Source organism: Pseudonocardia parietis (genome assembly GCF_017876315.1).
GTDB lineage: Bacteria > Actinomycetota > Actinomycetes > Mycobacteriales > Pseudonocardiaceae > Pseudonocardia > Pseudonocardia parietis.
The window spans coordinates 2,257,237-2,274,537 of the sequence record NZ_JAGINU010000001.1; the positions used below are offsets into that span (position 1 = coordinate 2,257,237).

The following is a 17,301-nucleotide window of genomic DNA, read 5'->3' on the forward strand; positions in this document are numbered from 1 at the left end:
CTGCCCGGGGCGTGCGGCCTCCGGCCGGTCCCCGCCCAGCCTCTCCGCGCAGTCTGATCGGTGCGACGGCGTGACCGTCATAAGTCGAGACGCGTAGGCCCTGATGAGCCTGGTGCATCGTCCATCGGCGTGCGTGCTACTGACAAAATCGTTAAAACTGATGATCGTGATGAGTCGCTGTCACGCTGGTAGTCGAGCGAGCGATGGAACGAAGAGCGGTGACTGCGATCGGAGCGCAATGGCTAATGCAAACAAGAGTGCGACTGTGTCAATCATCAAAGTTGTGTACTTTGATGAAGAGTCGGCATCTGATTACCTTGACATTTCGGCAGGCGGAAAGGCTGTCGCTTCGAGCGAGGATGTTCGAGATCGCACCAGCAAGCTGCACGGCAAAATGCAAGCTGAGGTGGCAGCCAAGTTCAGTTGGCTTCCATTTCTAGGTGGCTCAGCGGGAATTGCAGGTGGTGCGGAAATCGCCCAAAGCGGACAGAGTCTTCTTCGTAAGACACTGTCGAACACGATCCTGACGGACTACCTCAGTAGTGCAGCTAAGGATGAGCGGGTTCAGAAGTTGACTAAACTTCGCGTCACTGCGCCGGAGGGGTCTATGGCATTCGCAAAAATGTTCACGCCATACATGGTTATGCTTAGAATGGAAGATGCGCCGATCGATCTAGCTCGAATGGACGAGACGCTCGCAGGAGCCAAGGGCTACTACGAGCTTCTTGGTGAAGATTCGGGCGGGACGATTCACGTCCTTCGCTTCAATATTAAGGCGTTTAGAAACAATTACGGATTGGCCGATCTCGGTCGGATGAATTTAACATTTCATGGAGTACTTGTTGGGCGAACTGCAAACAAAGCGCTCGACATGAAGGCAGAGATGGCCGTTGGTGCGGACGAGACGTTGCCATCCGCGGCCGACATTGTTGATGCGAAGCCCACTCGGGATGACCTCCTCTTGAACGTCTACGACGTGTTGTTTGCTGGGGTCGAGCATGTCGGCTGATGTCGAGGTTAAGATCTTCTACGGCCCTCCGTCGTGGTTCAAGGAGCAACTTGGGCAAGATAAGGGGGAGAGTCTCCTTGATCTTGTCGATGAGCTTGACGAGGCTAAACGTCGCCATACATTAGCTGTTGAAGGTCAGGACTCGCCGCCGCCTGACGAGTCCGATCCGCAGCCTGAGCTGGTGGTCGCTGAGTCGGGCGATTACGCTACATTGAACGAGCACGCGATCACGAACTTTGTAAGCCTCATCCGAAAGATCAGCCCCGAGTGCCTGTACTTGCATAACCCTCCTGCGCGCGTTCATTCGCAGCTCGAGAGAGTATTCGCAACCGAGGTGCAGCGGTTCGTTTATCCCGTGGTAACCAAGGACGTTCTCGTTGCCTTCCGTGATGGATTTGCTGATCACCTGGTCGGACAAGGGGCCGTAAGGGAGTCGCTTCTAGCTGCGTTGTACCCGCTGACTACAATACGCCGAAGTACGCCGGTCGTTCTGATGTTCTACGGACCTTCGGGTGTTGGGAAGACGGAGACCGCACACTTCATCAACGGACTACTCGGCGGCGCGCTGCTGCGCAAGCAGTTCTCAATGTTTCACAGCGAGAAATTTGCATCGTACGTCTTCGGGGGGGCCCACTCCGAAGTCTCTTTCGCTCACGATCTGCTCGACCGTGAGTCCGGCGTCATCTTGGTTGATGAGTTCGACAAGGCGAATCCGATCTTTCACAGCGCCTTCTATCAGCTCTTCGACGATGGAGTGTTTGAAGACAAGAACTATCGTGTAGAGCTCGGCGCATCCTTAGTGATCTGCACATCAAACTATAGAACGGAGGATGATATACGTGCCGCTCTTGGGGATGCGCTGTATTCTCGATTCGATGCTTTAGTGGAATTTGCCTCTCTGGATGCAGAGGGGGTGAAGCGAGTTATCGACCGGATCGTCGATGGAAGGTTCTCTACGTTGACAGCGGTAGAGCAGGAGTGGCTGGATCTCCCTAAGATTAAGACGATGCTGCAAGCGCGACTACAAAATCTAGGAAACGTTCGAAAGTTGGGAAAGTTGATCGACGAGGTCATCTCGCTGATGCTGGTGCGCGCAATGCTGGAAGAGGAAGGCAAGGCTCTTCCGAGCTGACGCGTCGCGCTTGGGGACACAGTTTGAGTTCTCGGACATATCAGCACTTGTGACAACTGGGCTCCGCTCCTCGCGTGTCGACAGGAGTCCGCCCGGCGGGTCGCAAGAAGGGGTCAACGGAGCGCCCTCGCCGGGCGGGCAGGTCTCCGGGATGGTGACACCGTGCCATCCCGCCGACCTCCCGGAGGGCGTACCGCACGGCCACCCGTGGGCGGAGCGTGGCATGGTCGGGTGCGGTTGCGTCGAGGGCCGCCCACGGGCGCCCACACGGTCGGTCTGGCGACAGGTCGACGGGATGGCACTCAGAAGGCGCGGGGGAGCGGGCTCGCCCCGGGTTACCCCCGGAATTGAACGGCAGAAGCCGACGACGGACCGTTGCCGGGGGAAGACGGGGCACCGCGTCCGTGCAGCGCACGAGGGATGACGGCGAACATCGGGCACCGCCGAAAGTAGTGGATCTCGTCTCCGCGGATTCAGGGTGCACGTGATGGCGGAGCTGCTTGACCAACCGCCTGACAACGGCCCCTGCCTAAGGAAGCGTCCAGCGGACGTCTACGGACTCGACGATGCCGCCCACCTGGGCATCATCGCCTGTCGTGCCCGAGTCACTGTTGCTTCGGGACGAATGAGTCCCCTGCCGCCCGTCCTGCCTGTGTGTCACTCGCTCGCAGTCAGGTTGATCGGACAGATAGCCTGCTGCGCGTGGTTGACGCTCTGCAGCCTGTCAGCGAGATGCCGACGTGGGACGGCTTCTTGCTGCCCGTCCTTCAGGTCCTCAGTGACGGGGAGACGGTCCAGGCTCGCGAGGTTCAAGATCGCGTCGCTGACCATGTCAAGCTCACCGATGCCCAACGAGACGAGGTCCTCGATTCCGGGCAGCAGCGGTTCCGGAACCGCGTCGGTTGGGCAGTCTCCTCGCTGGCCCGAGCCGGAGCGCTCGACCGTCCGCGACGTGGGTCGTACACCGTGACCGATGTGGGGCGGCGCCTGCTCGCCGAGCACCCGCACCGGCTGGACGAGGTCGACCTGAGACAGATTCCGGCGTACCGCGACCACGTCCCGGCCCGGCGTGTGCAGGTCCCATCGAACAACGCAACACCGGTCCAGGAGAACCAGTACAACTCTGAGCTTGATCCGATCGAGCAGATCGAGGCTGGCACCGCCCGGCTTCGAGCGGAGGTCAGCACGCAGCTGCTCGAACGGTTGCGCTCCGCCAGTCCTGACTTCCTCGAGCAATCGGTCCTCGACGTGTTGGTCGCGATGGGCTACGGAGGGGTCGAGCAGCGCGCCCGTCGCATCGGCGGTAGCGGGGATGGCGGGGTCGACGGCGTCATCGACCAAGACCCCCTCGGTCTGGCTCGCATCTATGTCCAGGCGAAGCGGTACGCACCGGACACGGTTGTCGGTCGACCGCAGGTACAGGGGTTCGTCGGCGCCCTTCATGGTCAACAAGCCACTCAAGGTGTCTTCATTACTACGAGCACCTTCTCCCGGGAGGCCGTGGAATACGCGCGCTCTGTCAACGCGAGCGTGATCCTCATCAATGGGGAACGGTTCGCGAACCTCATGATCGATCGCGGGGTCGGCGTACAGGAAGTGCAGACGTACACGATCGTCAAGCTTGACGAGGACTACTTCGAGTAGTCAGTGGACCGGGTGACCTCAGGGAGCCTCTGATGCTGCGCCACGACGACCGGACTCAGCCGGAGCAATCCCGGAGCGGACTGCCAACGATCGCCCAGCATACAGAACGACGTTCCGGCACGAACGCCCAGCTCAGTCGGTACGACACGGCACCGGCCACTACAGGGCGGCACCACGTCGCCGCTTTTACGTCGAGGTGGTCACCGCGCCTCTCCGGCTCCGGCTTAAGGCACGGCCACTGTCTTCGGCATGATGAGGCAGATGACCGATGTACCAGCGGGCGCCGAGGCTCAGGGGCGGCCACAAGTAAACGACTACGACGCCTTTGCTGCAGCCTACTCGGCGGAGAATGACGACAGCCTCGCCAACGCGTACTACGAGCGCCCCGCCATGGTGGCGCTGGCTGGAGACGTAGCGGGCCGCCGCGTCCTCGACGCTGGGTGCGGCTCGGGAACGCTGTCCGCTGCGCTGCGCGACCAAGGGGCCGCTGTCACGTGCATGGACGCGAGCGCTGGGATGCTCGACCTGGCGAAGAAGCGCCTCGGCGACGACGCTGAGCTGCGATTGGCCGACCTCAACGACCCTCTACCGTTCGAAGACGGCGCGTTCGACGACGTGATCGCCTCGCTGGTGCTGCATTACATCGAGGACTGGGCTCCGGTACTGATCGAGATGCGGCGGGTTCTGGAGCCCGGCGGCAGGCTGTTCGCCTCCGTCGACCACCCGATCGTTGCGTACACCATTCACGAGCCCCGGCCGGACTACTTTGAAAACACCAGCTACGAGTTCGAGTGGGAATTCGGAGGGCAGCGGGTACCCATGCGGTTTTGGCGCAAGTCACTGCAGTCGATGCTAGACGCTTTCATGACCGCTGGATTCCGTGTAACGCGCATCACTGAGCCGCAGCCCATTCCGGAGGCGCGCGACTTACACCCTAGGGCCTTCGCTCACTTTTCGACTGCACCCGGGTTCCTCTTCTTCGCACTTGAAGCAGGTCGGGAGTAGCCCTTTCACCTGCCGGGACCCGAGCTCAGCTCGTGCAATTGGCGTGCAACTACCGGCGGTCAACCACGGTCAGTCGCGGGGCTGTCCGTCCCCTATCCCCGCAGGTCAACGTCGCAGAGTGCCAGTCTTGCGAGGCCTTCCAAAGTGGCTACGCGGGTTCGATTCCCGTCGCCCGCTCCACCCTCTGACCAGGGGTCTTGCAAGCCGACTGAGCTGGGGTTCTCGATCCTCGCGGTGGGCCGCCTCTTCAGAGGCGTTCGACGCGGTCGGCCTGCGGGCCCCGGTCGCTCTGACGCACCGCGTACCGGACCCGGTCACCCTTCTGCAGCGGCTCCGACCCCATGACCACGGACACGTGGGCGAAGAGATCGTCGCCGCCTGCGTCCGGGGTGATGAACCCGAAGCCGCGGTCGCCGTCGTAGCGCGCGACGACGCCCTCGCCGCCTCGTGCGGGCACGTCCCGCGTCGCCGGCCCTGCGGCCGCGGCAGGTGCCGACCGCTGCGGCGCCGTCTGGGGCTCGGCCCCCCGGACCAGGTGCACGTCGCGGGCCTGCGGGCCCTTGTCTCCACTAACCACCTCGTAGGCGACGCGGTCGCCCTCCGTGAGCCACGTCAGCCCCTCGGCCAAGGCCCGGGCGTGAACGAAGACGTCCCCGTCGCCGGAGTCGGGGTTTATGAAGCCGAAGCCCTTGTCCTCGTCGTACCAGGCCACCGTGCCGTCGGCACCGTCCGCGCCGTCCGCGGTGCCGGCCGCAGCGGGTAGGCCGGCCCCCGCTCCCAGCGGGATCACGTGCCCGGCCTGCGGGCCGCGCTCGCCCTCGACGACCAGGAAGGCCACCCGCTGCCCCTCGGTGACCACGCCGCCGGTCACGATGGCGGAGCTGTGCACGAAGATGTCGGCGCCGCCGCCGTCCGGCGACGCGAAGCCGTACCCCTTGCCCGGCTCGTACCAGTTGACGGTGCCGAGCAGGCCCACGGCGCTGCCGGTGGCCGCGTCGGCGGTGACGCGAACGTGCAGCGCCTGGGGCCCGCGGTCGTTCTCGCCGACCTCGAACACGACGGCCTGGCCCTCGCGGAGCACTTTCGCTCCGCCGTCCCCGACGATCTCGGAAGCGTGCACGAACACGTCCGGCGAGCCGTCCTCGGGCGCGAGGAAGCCGAAACCTCGTTCGGCGTCGAACCAACGGACGGTTCCCTGTGGCATCGAAGGCTCCAGGTCGGGAGGGCGGGCACTGACCCCAGTCTCCCCGACGGACCTCGCGGTCCGTCGGGCCGGGGGCCCACAGGCGGGAGGTGCGGGGCCAGAGCCGGTCCTCGACCAGCCGCTGCTGCTCCATCGTGCTTACGAGCGCAGACGATCACCCCAGCGGGCGCCGAGCTCCTTCGACCTCGTACCGCGCACACCGGCCGCACCGAGGAGCGCGACCGGTCGGCGGTGGACGGGCCCAACCCGAAAGCCGCGCCCACTCTTGGGAGGGGCGCCGCTCCTGTTTTGTGCAGCTGATGTGTGATTGACCGTGGTCTCCGTCGGTCAGGTCGTACCGGCGTCAGCGGTTCCGCAGCGCGGTGACCGCGCCGAAGATCAGTACGACCCCGGCGACGCCGTGCGCCGGCAGCGATTCCCCGAGCAGTAGTACGGCGAGTACCGCGGCCGTCGCCGGTTCCAGAAGTGTTGCGACGGCGGCGGTGCCCGCTGATGCGGTGCGCAGCCCGGTGTAGAGCAACAGGTAGCCGCCGGCCATCGTGACGACACCGAGGTAGCCGAGTGCGCGCAGCGAAGCCGGCGCGCTGGTCCCGACCGGTCCGGTGAGCATGGCGAGTGGCAGCAGACCGAGTGCGCCTACGGTCGTCGTCATCGTGGTCAGGACCATCGGTGTGATCCGCGGGGCGGCGTGCCGTCCCACCACGGTGACCGCGGCGTAGATGAGTCCGGACGCGATGGCGAGTAGTACGCCGGCCGTCGGCGCCGTACCGGTCCCGGCGTCGACGGTGGACACCAACACGAGCCCGGTGACGGCGACGGCGATCGTCCCGAGCCGGCTGGGCGCCGGCGTCCGGCGGGTGCACAGCGCCTCCCATGCCGTGACGCCGATCGGCGCGAGACCGAGCGCGACGACGGTGGACACTGCGGCGCCGACCAGCGGGATCGAGGCGAACCACAGCGCTTGGTAGGCCGCGACCCCGAGCCCGATGACAACGACCGGCACGGGGCTTGTCTGCACGGCGGCAAGCACCGCGGCCATGGCGCCGGTCGCGACGGCGAGCAGGCCGAGGACGGCCGCAGCCACGGTGAGCCGCCATGCGCTGACGGCGAGCGGTGACAGGTCGCCGACTGCGGCGAACGCGACGGGTGCAGTGCCCCACACGACACCGGCAGAACAGACTTGGAGGACCGCGGCCCGTGAGCGGGCAGGGGTGGACGACGAGGACAACGAGGAGCTCCTGCGCGGAAGAGGTGATGGGCGGGCGCACCGGAGCAATGGCGGATCGGCCGGCCGCGCCTCACGCGCGGTCGGCGGCGCCGGCCCCGGTCAGGAGCGCGGCGGGGGAAGAACGAGGAGCCCGATCACGTCGACGACAGTAGCGTGCGCGAACCGGCCGGTGCCCGTGTTTCGGGACCGCGTAGGTCGGAGGGCTCAGTTGGTCGCGAGACAGGCTGCGGCGGACTTCGTCCGACTGGGGGCGTGCCAGAACGGGCGCGTTGCCGCGGTGACTCACGGGGGTCGCGGTCTCATCGTGCCGAGATCGCCGGGGCGGCCGGGGAGCCCAGGCCGGAGTTGGAAATGGTGCCCGCCCCGGTCGCCGGTGAACACCAGGCCCTCCGAGCCGTCCTCGGCGAACTCGGCGCTGTGCCGGCGTAGCTACTGACGAGCACACCGGGCCGCGCGACGGTACGGGCTCCGGCGACCGACTTGGTGGGCCCGGCTTCGATCCCGCCGTTCTTGTGCTCAGCCAGGCGCCGGTAGGCGTGGACGGCGCTGTGTCCGATGCAGCCGCAAGCGCTCGCGTGGGGCCTCCGGCCGGTCCGCGCGGCGCACGGCCGTAGTGGGGGCGCCTCGGAAGGCGGGAGGCGATAGCCGAGGCTGAGCCGAAGTCACGACATGACGGTGGGTCCTCGCCGGGCGGGCAGGTCTCGGAGATGGTCGGCGACGCGCACCCGTGCGGTGTTGGGTGGCTGAGGACGACGCTTCGGCCCTGCAGTGGGGCGCGGGGCATTCCCCAGCGAGCCCTGCAGCCGTGCGGTGCTTGGCGCTGCGCTCGCGCCGCATTATCAGGTTCTACGCCACGAACCTGGGACGGCGGGCGGGTTCGGATCCGTGATGTTGAGCGATCTTGTCGGAGGCGGCCGTGGTTGAGCAATGCGCGGGGCCGGTAGTCCGCGAAGTTGCGAAAGCCTCGCGCTTCCGCTTCGTGTTTGTGCTCTTCAGGTTGAGGCTCTCGGTCGGCCTGTTCGGGGCCTGGGAGCATGGCTCGGCTGCAAACTGTCCAACTGGACAGGTCGGTCGGTCCTTGCTAGCTTCCTGTCCATGTGGACAGGACCTGTGGCGGGAGCCGGCCTGCCGGGCGGTACGGGCGCGGCAACGGTCCGACCGGCGCGGCTCCACTATGTGGACTCGATACGGATCGCCCTGTCGGCCCTGGTGATCCTTCACCACGCCGCACAGGCGTACGGGCCACGGGACTGGTGGTACGTCGAGGGGCAGCCGACGGCGCAGTGGATCGAGGATTTTGCCGTTCTCAACGCCCCGTTCAAGATGAGTCTCTTCTTCCTGGTCGCGGCGCTCTTTCTGCCGGCCGCCGTGGACCGCCGCAGGGAGCGTCCCTATCTCGGACCGCGGTTGAGAAAGCTGGGCGGACCGATCCTCGTCGGATTCTTCCTGCTGATCCCGGTCTTGATGTACGCCTACTATCTGAACTTCCGAGAGCACGGACCGATCGGATTCGGGGACTACTACTGGACCGTCTATCTCGGCGAGGGTGCTGAACCGGAGGAGTGGAGCGGTCCGATCTGGCCGGATCGTCAGTTCGGGCATCTCTGGTTCATCCAACACCTGCTGGTCTACTCGCTGGTCTATCTGGTGTGGCGTGCGGTAGCCGACCGGATCCGCATCCGTCGCGGCCTACCCGCTACGCCAGGCGTCCGTCGCACGCCGGAGAGGATCGGCGGGCTCGCGGTGCTCGGCTTCGCCGTGATCGTGGCGGTCGGCACCGCCGCCCTACGGATCTGGTACCCGGTCGACGAGTGGGTGCCGGTCGCAGAGATCATCCAGACCGAGCCGGCCGACCTGGCTCAGCACCTCCCGTTCGTGATCGTCGGCGTCCTGGCCTACCGCAGGGGCTGGCTGGAGACGATCCGGCCTCGCGTCGCCTACGCCTGGCTCACGGCCGCTGCCGCATTGAGCGCCGGCTACGTCATCTTCCGTGAGCCACTGACCGGATTCTTCGCCTGGAGCGGCGCCAACACCGGCCAGTTCGCGTGGGCCGGCTACGAGACCGTGCTGTGCGTGGGATTCGCGCTCGGAATGCTGGTGTTCTTCCGCGACCACGTGCGCGGTACCGGCAGACTGCAGCGTGCCGCCGCGAACGCCACGTTCGCGATCTACCTGATCCATCTTCCCATCGTGGTCGGTCTTCACTACCTGGCGCGCGACGTCGAGCTCGACGCCACCGGCCGCTTCCTGCTCGTCGCAGGGCTCGGTTTCCTGCTCAGCGTCGCGGCCGCTCTGGTCCTTCGCCGAACGCCGGTGATCCGCGCGATCCTGTGATGATTAGGCTCCCAGCGTGGCACCCCCCGCCAGACCGAACCGCGGCGACGCCCGCGCCGCGCTCGTCGCCGCAGGACGCAATCTCTTCGCGCTACAGGGATACGACGCCACCACGACCCGCCAGATCGCCGCCGAGGCAGCGGTGTCCCATGCACTGCTCCGCTACCACTTCTCCACCAAGGCCGGCCTACGCGACGCGGTCGACGAGGACGTGCTCGGCTCCTTCGCCGACGCAGTGGCGTCAGCCCGCGAGGAAGGCATCGAACACGGCTCCCTGGCCGAGGTCGGCCGCGCGACAGCACTCCTGTTCGGCGCGGACCGTGAGCGGCGACGCTACGTACGACGAGTCCTGATCGACGGCGACGATCGCGCCGCCGCGCTGCTGACCCGCCTTGTTGCAGGCGCCGAACGGGAAGTCGAACGACTGCTGCCCCAGCCCAGTACGTTGCCGCCGCAGGAGCGCAGTTGGGCGACCTACCAGATACTCTTCCTGATCCTCGGGCCGCTCCTGCTCGAACCGGCCCTGCACACCGTCCTGGGCGACGACCCGTTCGCACCGGAGACCCTCGCGGAACGAAGCAAGGCCAACCAGCGACTGCTGCGACACGGCTTGCTCGCGTGAGAAAGTGACAGCGGAGCCGACGCACGGCGCCCTACACCCGGCGCAGATCGAAGCGGTAGGTCGAACCGCTCCAGCGCTTGAATGCACTCGTCGCCACCGTTTTCACTGCCCACCCAGAATGAAGCTGTGGCGGCTACGGCACTCATGATCGCCGCTCGAACCCGCGACGATGACCAGGACCAGCCCTCACGTCGACCGAGCTCAGTCGGACGGGTGGACCGCCCAGCCGGGCATCGGGGGGAACGGCGCGAGGCGGTAGGCCGGAGGTTCGGTGCCGCGCAAGTGACGAGCGAGGTAGTTCCAGGTGCGCCGTGTGACGTAGTGGAAGCGGCCGTGGAAGTTGTGCTCGACGCCGGGAATGACGAGCATGTCGATGTCGGCTTCGATGAGCAGGAGCTTGCCGGGCAGTCCCCTCAGCCGGCCAGGTCGGCCATGAGCGAGTACAGATCAGCCTTACCTTCGAACCCGATGCCGGGCAGGTCCGGCATCGTGATGTATCCGTCCTCGACCACGACGCCATCGGGGAACCCGCCGAAGGGCTGGAAGAGGTCCGGATAGGACTCGTTGCCGCCCAGGCCGAGGCCTGCGGCGATGTTGAGGGACATCTGGTGCCCACCGTGTGGGATGCACCGGGTCGGCGACCAGTCGTGCTCGCGGAGCATGTCGAGGATGCGCACGTACTCGACGAGCCCGTAGCTCAGCGCGCAGTCGAACTGCAGCCAGTCCTTGTCCCGGCGCAGCCCGCCGTAGCGGATGAGGTTGCGGGCGTCCTGCATGGAGAACAGGTCCTCTCCCGTCGCGAGCGGCGGGTCGTAGACGGCCGCGACCTCGGCCTGGAGTGCGAAGTCGAGCGGGTCGCCCGGCTCCTCGTACCAGAACAGGTCGTACGGGGCGAGCACCTCGGCGTAGCGCAGGGCCGTGGCCCGGTCGAACCGGCCGTTGGCGTCGACGGCGAGGCGTTGACCGGGCCCGAGGACGTCGAGGACGGCCTCGATCCGCCGCCGGTCGGTGTCGAGGTCGGCGCCACCGATCTTCTGCTTCACGACCGTGTACCCGCGGTCGGTGTAGCTGCGCATCTCGTCCTGCAGCGCCGCGAGGTCCTGGCCAGGGTGGTAGTACCCGCCGGCCGCGTAGACGAAGATCCGCCGGTCGGGCTCTCCGCTCCCGTACCGCTCGGCGAGCAGCTGGAACAGGGGCTTGCCCTCGATCTTCGCGACGGCGTCCCAGACCGCCATGTCGATCGTGCCGATCGCGACGGAGCGCTCGCCGTGCCCGCCGGGCTTCTCGTTCCTCATCATCGCCGCCCACACGGCGGCGGGGTCGAGGTTGTCCCCGGTGCCGTCGAGCAAGGTCGACGGGTCGGTCTCGAGCACCCGCGGGATGAAGCGCTCGCGCATCATCGACCCCTGGCCGTAGCGGCCGTTGGAGTTGAACCCGTACCCGACGACCGGCCTGCCGTCGCGGACGACGTCGGTGACCACGGCGACGAGGCTGAGCGTCATCCGGCTGAAGTCGATGTAGGCGTTGCGAATCGGAGAGCTGATCGGGAACGTCCGCTCGCGGATGTCGACGATCTTCATCGGGCCGCCACCTCCCGCTCGAGTGCCGTGAGGAGTTCGGCGGTGACCTCCTGCGTCGACGCGGTCCCGCCCAGGTCGGGGGTGCGCACCCCGGTCTCGGCGAGGACGTGGGAGACCGCGCCCATGACCGCAGCGGCAGCATCGGCGTGGCCGAGGTGCTCGAGCATCATCGCCCCGGCCCAGACCTGACCGATCGGGTTGGCCCGCCCGGTGCCGGCGATGTCGGGGGCGGAGCCGTGGACGGGCTCGAACATCGACGGGAACTCGCGCTCGGGGTTGAGGTTGGCCGACGGCGCGAAGCCGATGCTGCCGATGATCGCCGCCCCGATGTCGGTGAGGATGTCGCCGAAGAGGTTCGAGGCGACGACGACGTCGAACCGGGTCGGGTCGAGCACGAACAGGGCCGCGAGGGCGTCGATGTGGTACTCGCTCGTCTCGACCCCGGGATGCTCGGCGCCGAGCTCGCGGAAGATCTGATCCCAGAACGGCATCGAGTGGATGATCCCGTTGGACTTCGTCGCCGAGGCGAGCCGGCCCTTCCGGCTCCGGGCGAGGTCGAACGCGTAGCGCATGACCCGTTCGACGCCGCGGCGGGTGAAGACGGCCTCCTGGATCGCCACCTCGTCCGGGGTGCCGCGGTAGAGGCGCCCGCCGACCTCGGAGTACTCGCCCTCGTTGTTCTCCCGGACGACGACGAAGTCGAGGCCGCCCTCGGGGACCTCCCGCAGCGGGCTGTCGATGCCGGGCAGGAGGGTGACGGGCCGGAGGTTGACGTACTGGCGGAAGGCCCGGCGGATCGGGATGAGCAGTCCCCACAGGGAGACGTGGTCGGGCACCCCCGGGTAGCCGACGGCGCCGAGGAAGATCTGGTCGTGCTCGCGCAGGATGTCGAGCCCGTCCTCGGGCATCATCCGCCCGGTGCGGGCGTAGTACTCGCACGACCACTCGAGTTCTGTCCATTCGAGCCGGATCCCGAAGTGGCTCCCGGCGCGCTCGAGTACGTCCAGGGCGGCGGGTACGACCTCGGTGCCGATGCCGTCGCCGGCGATGGTGGCGATCCGGTATCTCGTGTCCATGGGTGTGTCTCCTCGGGGGCCGGTGGGCGCGACGACGGCGCCGCGCGGGGGCAGCCGGAGCGGCCCCGCGTCGGTGGTGTGCCGCAGGGGGTCGGTCTGCTCAGAACTCCAGGTCGGGGAGGCGGACGTAGAGCACCTCGGTGAAGATCAGGTAGAAGGTGGTGACGACGACGACCGCGACGATGACGTCGAGGAGGATGCCGCGCAGGGTCGGCCGCTCGGTGCGCATGAGCACCGCCATGAGGACGAAGAAGACGACCCCGCCGACGAGGTAGCCCAGGTACGGCAGGGCCGCGACCCATGCGGTGAGGAGCGCGACGGCGAGCACGAGCCCGCGCACCGGCAGCCGCTCCTCCAGCTCGGTGTCGCCGCCGACCGGCCGGCGCAGCAGCCCGAGGACGAGGAGAACGAGCCCGAAGACCCCCAGGGCGATGATGACCGGGTCGGCGAACGTCCCCCCGTACTGGGTCGTGTAGCTGCGCTGGAGCCAGAAGACGGCGGCGACGGCGACGGTCAGGACGGCGACGGCGATGTTGATCTTGTCGTTGAGCGTGGCGGGTCTGGCCATGTCAGTCCTTCCTCAGCGTCTCGTCGGGGGCCGCGTCGGCCGGCTCGTCGGCTCGACGGGACCGCCGCTGGCGCCGCGCTCGCACGAGCGGCCAGACGAGCGAGACGACCGTGAGGGCGATGAGGGCGAGGCTGAGAGGGCGGTTGAAGAACGTCAGCCACGGCTGCGGCTCGCCCTGCGCGGTGAGCAGGCCCTGGACGAGCCCGGTCTCGGCGATCGAGCCGAGGATGAGCCCGAGGACGATCGGCGCGGCGCTGATGCCCGCAAGAGACAGGAAGTAGGCGAGGACGCCGAGGACGAGCATGATGACGACGTCGACGACGGAGGTGCGCACCGCGTACGCGCCGACGATCGTCAGCACCGTGATGCCAGGCGCGAGGTACCGGGCGGGCATCGCGACGACGCCGCGCTGGAGGGCGCGCCCGCCGATGAGGCCGACCGGGACCATCATGACCGCGGAGATGGCCAGGGCGATGATGAAGGTGTAGACGAGGTCGCCGGAGGCGGTGAACAGCTCGGCGCCGGGGCGTAGCCCGTGCAGGAGCAGGACACCGATGATGATGGCGTCCGGCGGGGTGCCGGGCACGCCGAGCGTCAGGGTCGGGATCATCCCGGCACCGACCGTGGCGTTGTTCGCGGACTCGGCGGCGACGACGCCGTCGACCTCACCCTTGCCGTAGGTCTCGGGGTGTTTGGAGGACCGCTTCGCCTCGTTGTAGGCGACGAGGTTGGCGATGCTGCCGCCTGCGCCGGGCAGGATGCCCGTGATCGTGCCGATGATGCTCGAGCGGATGAGGTTGAACGGCGTGGAGAAGATCCGCCGGATCATCGGCCAGAGCTTCTCGCGGTGCTCGCGCTCGTCGATCATCTGCGCCTCGCGGCCCTTGCGGGCGACGAGCCGGATGACCTCGGGGATCGTGAAGAGCCCGACCATGGCGGGTACGAGCGGGATGCCGCCCTGGAGCATCGGCTCGCCGAAGGTGAACCGGACCTCGCCGCCGACCGGGGCGACGCCGATGGTGGCGAGCAGGAGGCCGAAGACGCCGCCGATGAGGCCCTTGACGAGCGAGCCGGAGGCCATCGAGATGATGATCGTCAGGCCGAAGATCGCGATCCAGAAGTACTCCTGGGGACCGAACTGCAGCGAGAAGTCGGCGAGCGGCGGCGCGAGGAAGATGAGGGCGACGACGCCGATGAGGCCGCCGACGAGCGAGCCCATCGTCGCGCCGACGACAGCCAGCTCGCTCTTGCCCTTCTTCGTCATCTGGTAGCCCTCGAGGGCTGTCGCGACCGACGACGGTGTTCCTGGCGCGTTCACGAGGATGGCGGTGAACGACCCGCCGTAGATGGCGCCCATGTAGAAGGCGCCGAGGAGTACGAGGGCCCGGGTGGGCTCCATGACGAACGTGAACGGGACGAGCAGCGCCAGGCCCATCGTCGCGCTGAGGCCGGGCATGGCGCCGATTGCCATTCCCGCGGCGGTGCCGACGAGAACGAGCAGCAGCATCGACGGCGCCAGGTTGGCGAGGACTCCGCTGCCGAGGAGGTCGAGCATGGGACTTCCTTCCGCGCGGCCGGAGACCGTCAGAGCATGCCGAGGCGCTCGAAGAGGCCCTGGTAGACCGCCTTGCGCTCCTGCGTGAACGTGGTGGCCTCCGCGGGTCCCATGTTCTCCAGGACGAACAGCTGCTCCTTGAACTGCGCGATGAGTTCGGGGTCCTTGTTGATCTCCGCGAACGTGGCGGCGAGCTTGTCGACGATCGCGTCGGGGGTCTCCGGCGGGACGGCGACGCCGCGGTAGGCGCCTTCGACGAGGTCGATGCCCTGCTGGGTGAAGGTCGGGTGGTTCTCCAGGCCCTCCATCGGCGCCTCGGTGGCGATGCCGAGGACGCGGATCTGGTCACCGAGCTGACCGATCATCGGGGTGTACGTCATGAGCGCGTCGACGTGCCCACCGAGCAACGCCGGCACCGCGGCGCCGGTCCCGGAGAACGGCGTGTAGGTCGTCTCGATGCCCGCCTCGTCGTTGAGCAGGAGGGTGCCGATGTGGTTGGCGCTGAAGTCGCCGGAGCCGCCGACCGAGATCGCGCCGGGGTTCGCCTTCGCCGCGGCGATGAAGTCGTCGAGCGTCTGGTACTCGCTGTCGGCGGGGACGGCGAGGATGTTCGGCGTCGACTGGAAGATGTAGACCTGCTTGAGCTCCTCGGTCTCGTATCCGGCGTCCTCGCGCATCATCGGCTGGAGGATGATGTGGGGCAGGTTGTGGCCCATGATCGTGTAGCCGTCGGGCTCCGTGCGGGTCAGCTCCGACCATGCGAGCGCGCCACCGGCGCCCGGCTGGTAGGAGATCGACACCTCGGTGCCGAGAGCCTCCTGGAGCGGCGCTTGCTGCAGGCGCGCGGTGATGTCGGACTCGCCGCCGGCATCGAAGGCGAGGACGTAGTCGATCGGACGTTCGGGATAGGCAGCGGGGTCGTCACCACCGCCGATGCCGCCGCAGGCGGTGATCATGGCGCTGACGAGGAGGACGGGTAGGGCGGTCTTGGCGAAGCGCTTCATCGGATCCTCCGTTGGATCGTGCGTCGCGTGGTTCGTCGGTGCGGTTCGTCGGTGCTGTCGATCGCGTCATCGACCACCTCGCCGGCGCGGCAGCCCTGTCGGCGGGTTATCGGGCGGCGGCGGCCTCCGAGCGACTGGTGCCGGCGGGCTCGCGTAGGGCTGCGACGAGCGCCGACGTGACGTCGTCGGTCGTGGCCGACCCGCCGAGGTCCTTTGTCAAGGTGCCCGCGGCGGTGGTGGCGTCGATCGCGGCGCGCACGGCGTCGGCGACCTCGGGATGGCCGAGGTGGTCGAGCATGAGCGCGCCGCTGGCGACAGCACCGATCGGATTGGCGACGCCGCGCCCGGTGATGTCGGGAGCCGAGCCGTGGACGGGCTCGAACATCGAGGGGTAGCGCCGCTCGGGATTGAGATTGGCGCTGGCGGCGATCCCGAGGCTGCCGGCGAGGGCGCTGCCGAGGTCGGAGAGGATGTCGGCGTTGAGGTTCGAGGCGACGACCACGGAAAGGCTCTCCGGGTTGAGGACGAACCGGGCGGCCATCGCGTCGACGAGGACGGACTCCGTCTCGACGTCCGGGTAGTCGGCGGCGACGCGGCGGAAGACGTCGTCCCACAGGACCATGCCGTACTGCTGGGCGTTGGACTTCGTCACGCTCGCGACCTTCTTGCGGTCGCGGGTGCGGGCCAGGTCGAAGGAGAACCGCATGATTCGCTCGCAGCCCGTCTCCGTGAACAGCGAGCTCTGGATGGCGACCTCGCCACCCTCGCGGGCGGAGAAGTTGCGCCCCCCGAGCCCGGCGTACTCGCCCTCGCTGTTCTCGCGGACGACCACCCAGTCGAGGTCGGCCGAGTCGGCCTTGCGCATCGGAGAGGTCACACCGGGGTGGAAGACGACCGGGCGGACGTTCGCCCACTGGTCGAAGCCCTGGCAGATCGCCAAGCGCAGGCCCCACAAGCTCACGTGGTCGGGCACCCCGGGCCAGCCGACGGCGCCGAAGTAGATCCCGTCGAAGTCCTTGAGGGTCTCCAGGCCGTCATCGGGCATCATCCGGCCGGTCCGGCCGTAGTGGTCCGAGCCCCAGGGGAACTCGGTCCACTCGAACGTGAAGTCCTCGCCGACGACGCGGGCGGCCGCGTCGAGGACGGCGCAGCCGGCGTGGACGACCTCGCACCCGACGCCGTCGCCCGGGATCGTCGCGATCCGGTAGGTGTGTGCAGTGCTGGGCATCGTGTCTCCGGTTCGGCTGGGGCGGTCCGGAAACAGAGTGAAGCGGTGCGGCGCGGCCGTGTCCAAGACCAACATTCGATACCATCGATAGGCTGCGACTATCCGATGGTGC

Annotated in this window: 15 protein-coding genes; 6 read left to right on the plus strand and 9 right to left on the minus strand. The window is 67.4% G+C overall.

What is annotated here, in order from left to right; translation table 11 throughout:
- Positions 1-265 precede the first annotated feature (265 nt).
- The 4 genes from JOF36_RS10660 (at position 266) to JOF36_RS10675 (ending at position 4,790) form a co-directional block, all read left to right on the plus strand.
- Complete coding sequence (locus JOF36_RS10660) at positions 266-1,009, plus strand: DUF6414 family protein (RefSeq protein ID WP_210026504.1); 744 nt, start codon at positions 266-268, stop codon at positions 1,007-1,009.
- Complete coding sequence (locus JOF36_RS10665; protein WP_210026506.1) at positions 999-2,141, plus strand: AAA family ATPase; 1,143 nt, start codon at positions 999-1,001, stop codon at positions 2,139-2,141. Before JOF36_RS10660 ends, JOF36_RS10665 begins: the two co-directional genes overlap by 11 nt.
- Before the next feature lie 702 nt (positions 2,142-2,843).
- Positions 2,844-3,785: a restriction endonuclease gene (locus tag JOF36_RS10670; RefSeq protein ID WP_210026508.1), complete on the plus strand. Its 942-nt coding sequence runs from the start codon at positions 2,844-2,846 to the stop codon at positions 3,783-3,785.
- A 261-nt stretch (positions 3,786-4,046) separates the two neighbouring features.
- Complete coding sequence (locus JOF36_RS10675) at positions 4,047-4,790, plus strand: class I SAM-dependent methyltransferase (RefSeq protein WP_210026510.1); 744 nt, start codon at positions 4,047-4,049, stop codon at positions 4,788-4,790.
- Positions 4,791-5,037: 247 nt separating this feature from the next.
- Here the strand turns inward: JOF36_RS10675 and JOF36_RS40040 are convergent, their stop codons facing one another.
- Together JOF36_RS40040 and JOF36_RS10685 are read right to left on the minus strand one after the other, a co-directional pair.
- Positions 5,038-5,994 (minus strand): cold-shock protein, encoded by a 957-nt coding sequence (locus tag JOF36_RS40040; RefSeq protein ID WP_210026511.1) that lies wholly within the window; start codon positions 5,992-5,994, stop codon positions 5,038-5,040.
- Positions 5,995-6,337: 343 nt separating this feature from the next.
- Positions 6,338-7,270, minus strand: a complete 933-nt coding sequence (locus JOF36_RS10685) for a DMT family transporter (protein ID WP_307862310.1) — start codon at positions 7,268-7,270, stop codon at positions 6,338-6,340.
- Positions 7,271-8,149: 879 nt separating this feature from the next.
- On the opposite strand from JOF36_RS10685, the gene JOF36_RS10690 reads away from it, so the two are divergent.
- Positions 8,150-9,556 (plus strand): acyltransferase family protein, encoded by a 1,407-nt coding sequence (locus tag JOF36_RS10690; RefSeq protein WP_210026513.1) that lies wholly within the window; start codon positions 8,150-8,152, stop codon positions 9,554-9,556.
- A gap of 16 nt (positions 9,557-9,572) precedes the next feature.
- Positions 9,573-10,178, plus strand: coding sequence for a TetR/AcrR family transcriptional regulator (locus tag JOF36_RS10695; RefSeq protein WP_210026514.1), 606 nt, complete (start codon positions 9,573-9,575; stop codon positions 10,176-10,178).
- Positions 10,179-10,379: 201 nt separating this feature from the next.
- On the opposite strand, the gene JOF36_RS10700 is transcribed toward JOF36_RS10695, so the two are convergent.
- From JOF36_RS10700 to JOF36_RS10730, 7 genes are all read right to left on the minus strand, one after another.
- Positions 10,380-10,547 carry a hypothetical protein gene (locus tag JOF36_RS10700; protein ID WP_210026515.1) on the minus strand — a complete coding sequence of 56 codons (168 nt, stop codon included), beginning with the start codon at positions 10,545-10,547 and terminating at the stop codon, positions 10,380-10,382.
- 44 nt (positions 10,548-10,591) lie between these two features.
- Positions 10,592-11,758, minus strand: a complete 1,167-nt coding sequence (locus JOF36_RS10705; protein ID WP_210026516.1) for a mandelate racemase/muconate lactonizing enzyme family protein — start codon at positions 11,756-11,758, stop codon at positions 10,592-10,594.
- Entirely contained in the window at positions 11,755-12,834 is a 1,080-nt protein-coding gene (locus JOF36_RS10710) for a tartrate dehydrogenase (protein ID WP_210026517.1), read from the minus strand. The genes JOF36_RS10705 and JOF36_RS10710 overlap by 4 nt, the downstream gene beginning before the upstream one ends.
- A gap of 100 nt (positions 12,835-12,934) precedes the next feature.
- Positions 12,935-13,402, minus strand: a complete 468-nt coding sequence (locus JOF36_RS10715; protein WP_210026519.1) for a tripartite tricarboxylate transporter TctB family protein — start codon at positions 13,400-13,402, stop codon at positions 12,935-12,937.
- A 1-nt stretch (position 13,403) separates the two neighbouring features.
- Complete coding sequence (locus JOF36_RS10720; protein WP_210026520.1) at positions 13,404-14,957, minus strand: tripartite tricarboxylate transporter permease; 1,554 nt, start codon at positions 14,955-14,957, stop codon at positions 13,404-13,406.
- 29 nt (positions 14,958-14,986) lie between these two features.
- Positions 14,987-15,961, minus strand: a complete 975-nt coding sequence (locus JOF36_RS10725; RefSeq protein WP_210026521.1) for a tripartite tricarboxylate transporter substrate binding protein — start codon at positions 15,959-15,961, stop codon at positions 14,987-14,989.
- A gap of 106 nt (positions 15,962-16,067) precedes the next feature.
- Positions 16,068-17,189, minus strand: coding sequence for a tartrate dehydrogenase (locus JOF36_RS10730; RefSeq protein ID WP_210026522.1), 1,122 nt, complete (start codon positions 17,187-17,189; stop codon positions 16,068-16,070).
- Positions 17,190-17,301: the final 112 nt, after the last annotated feature.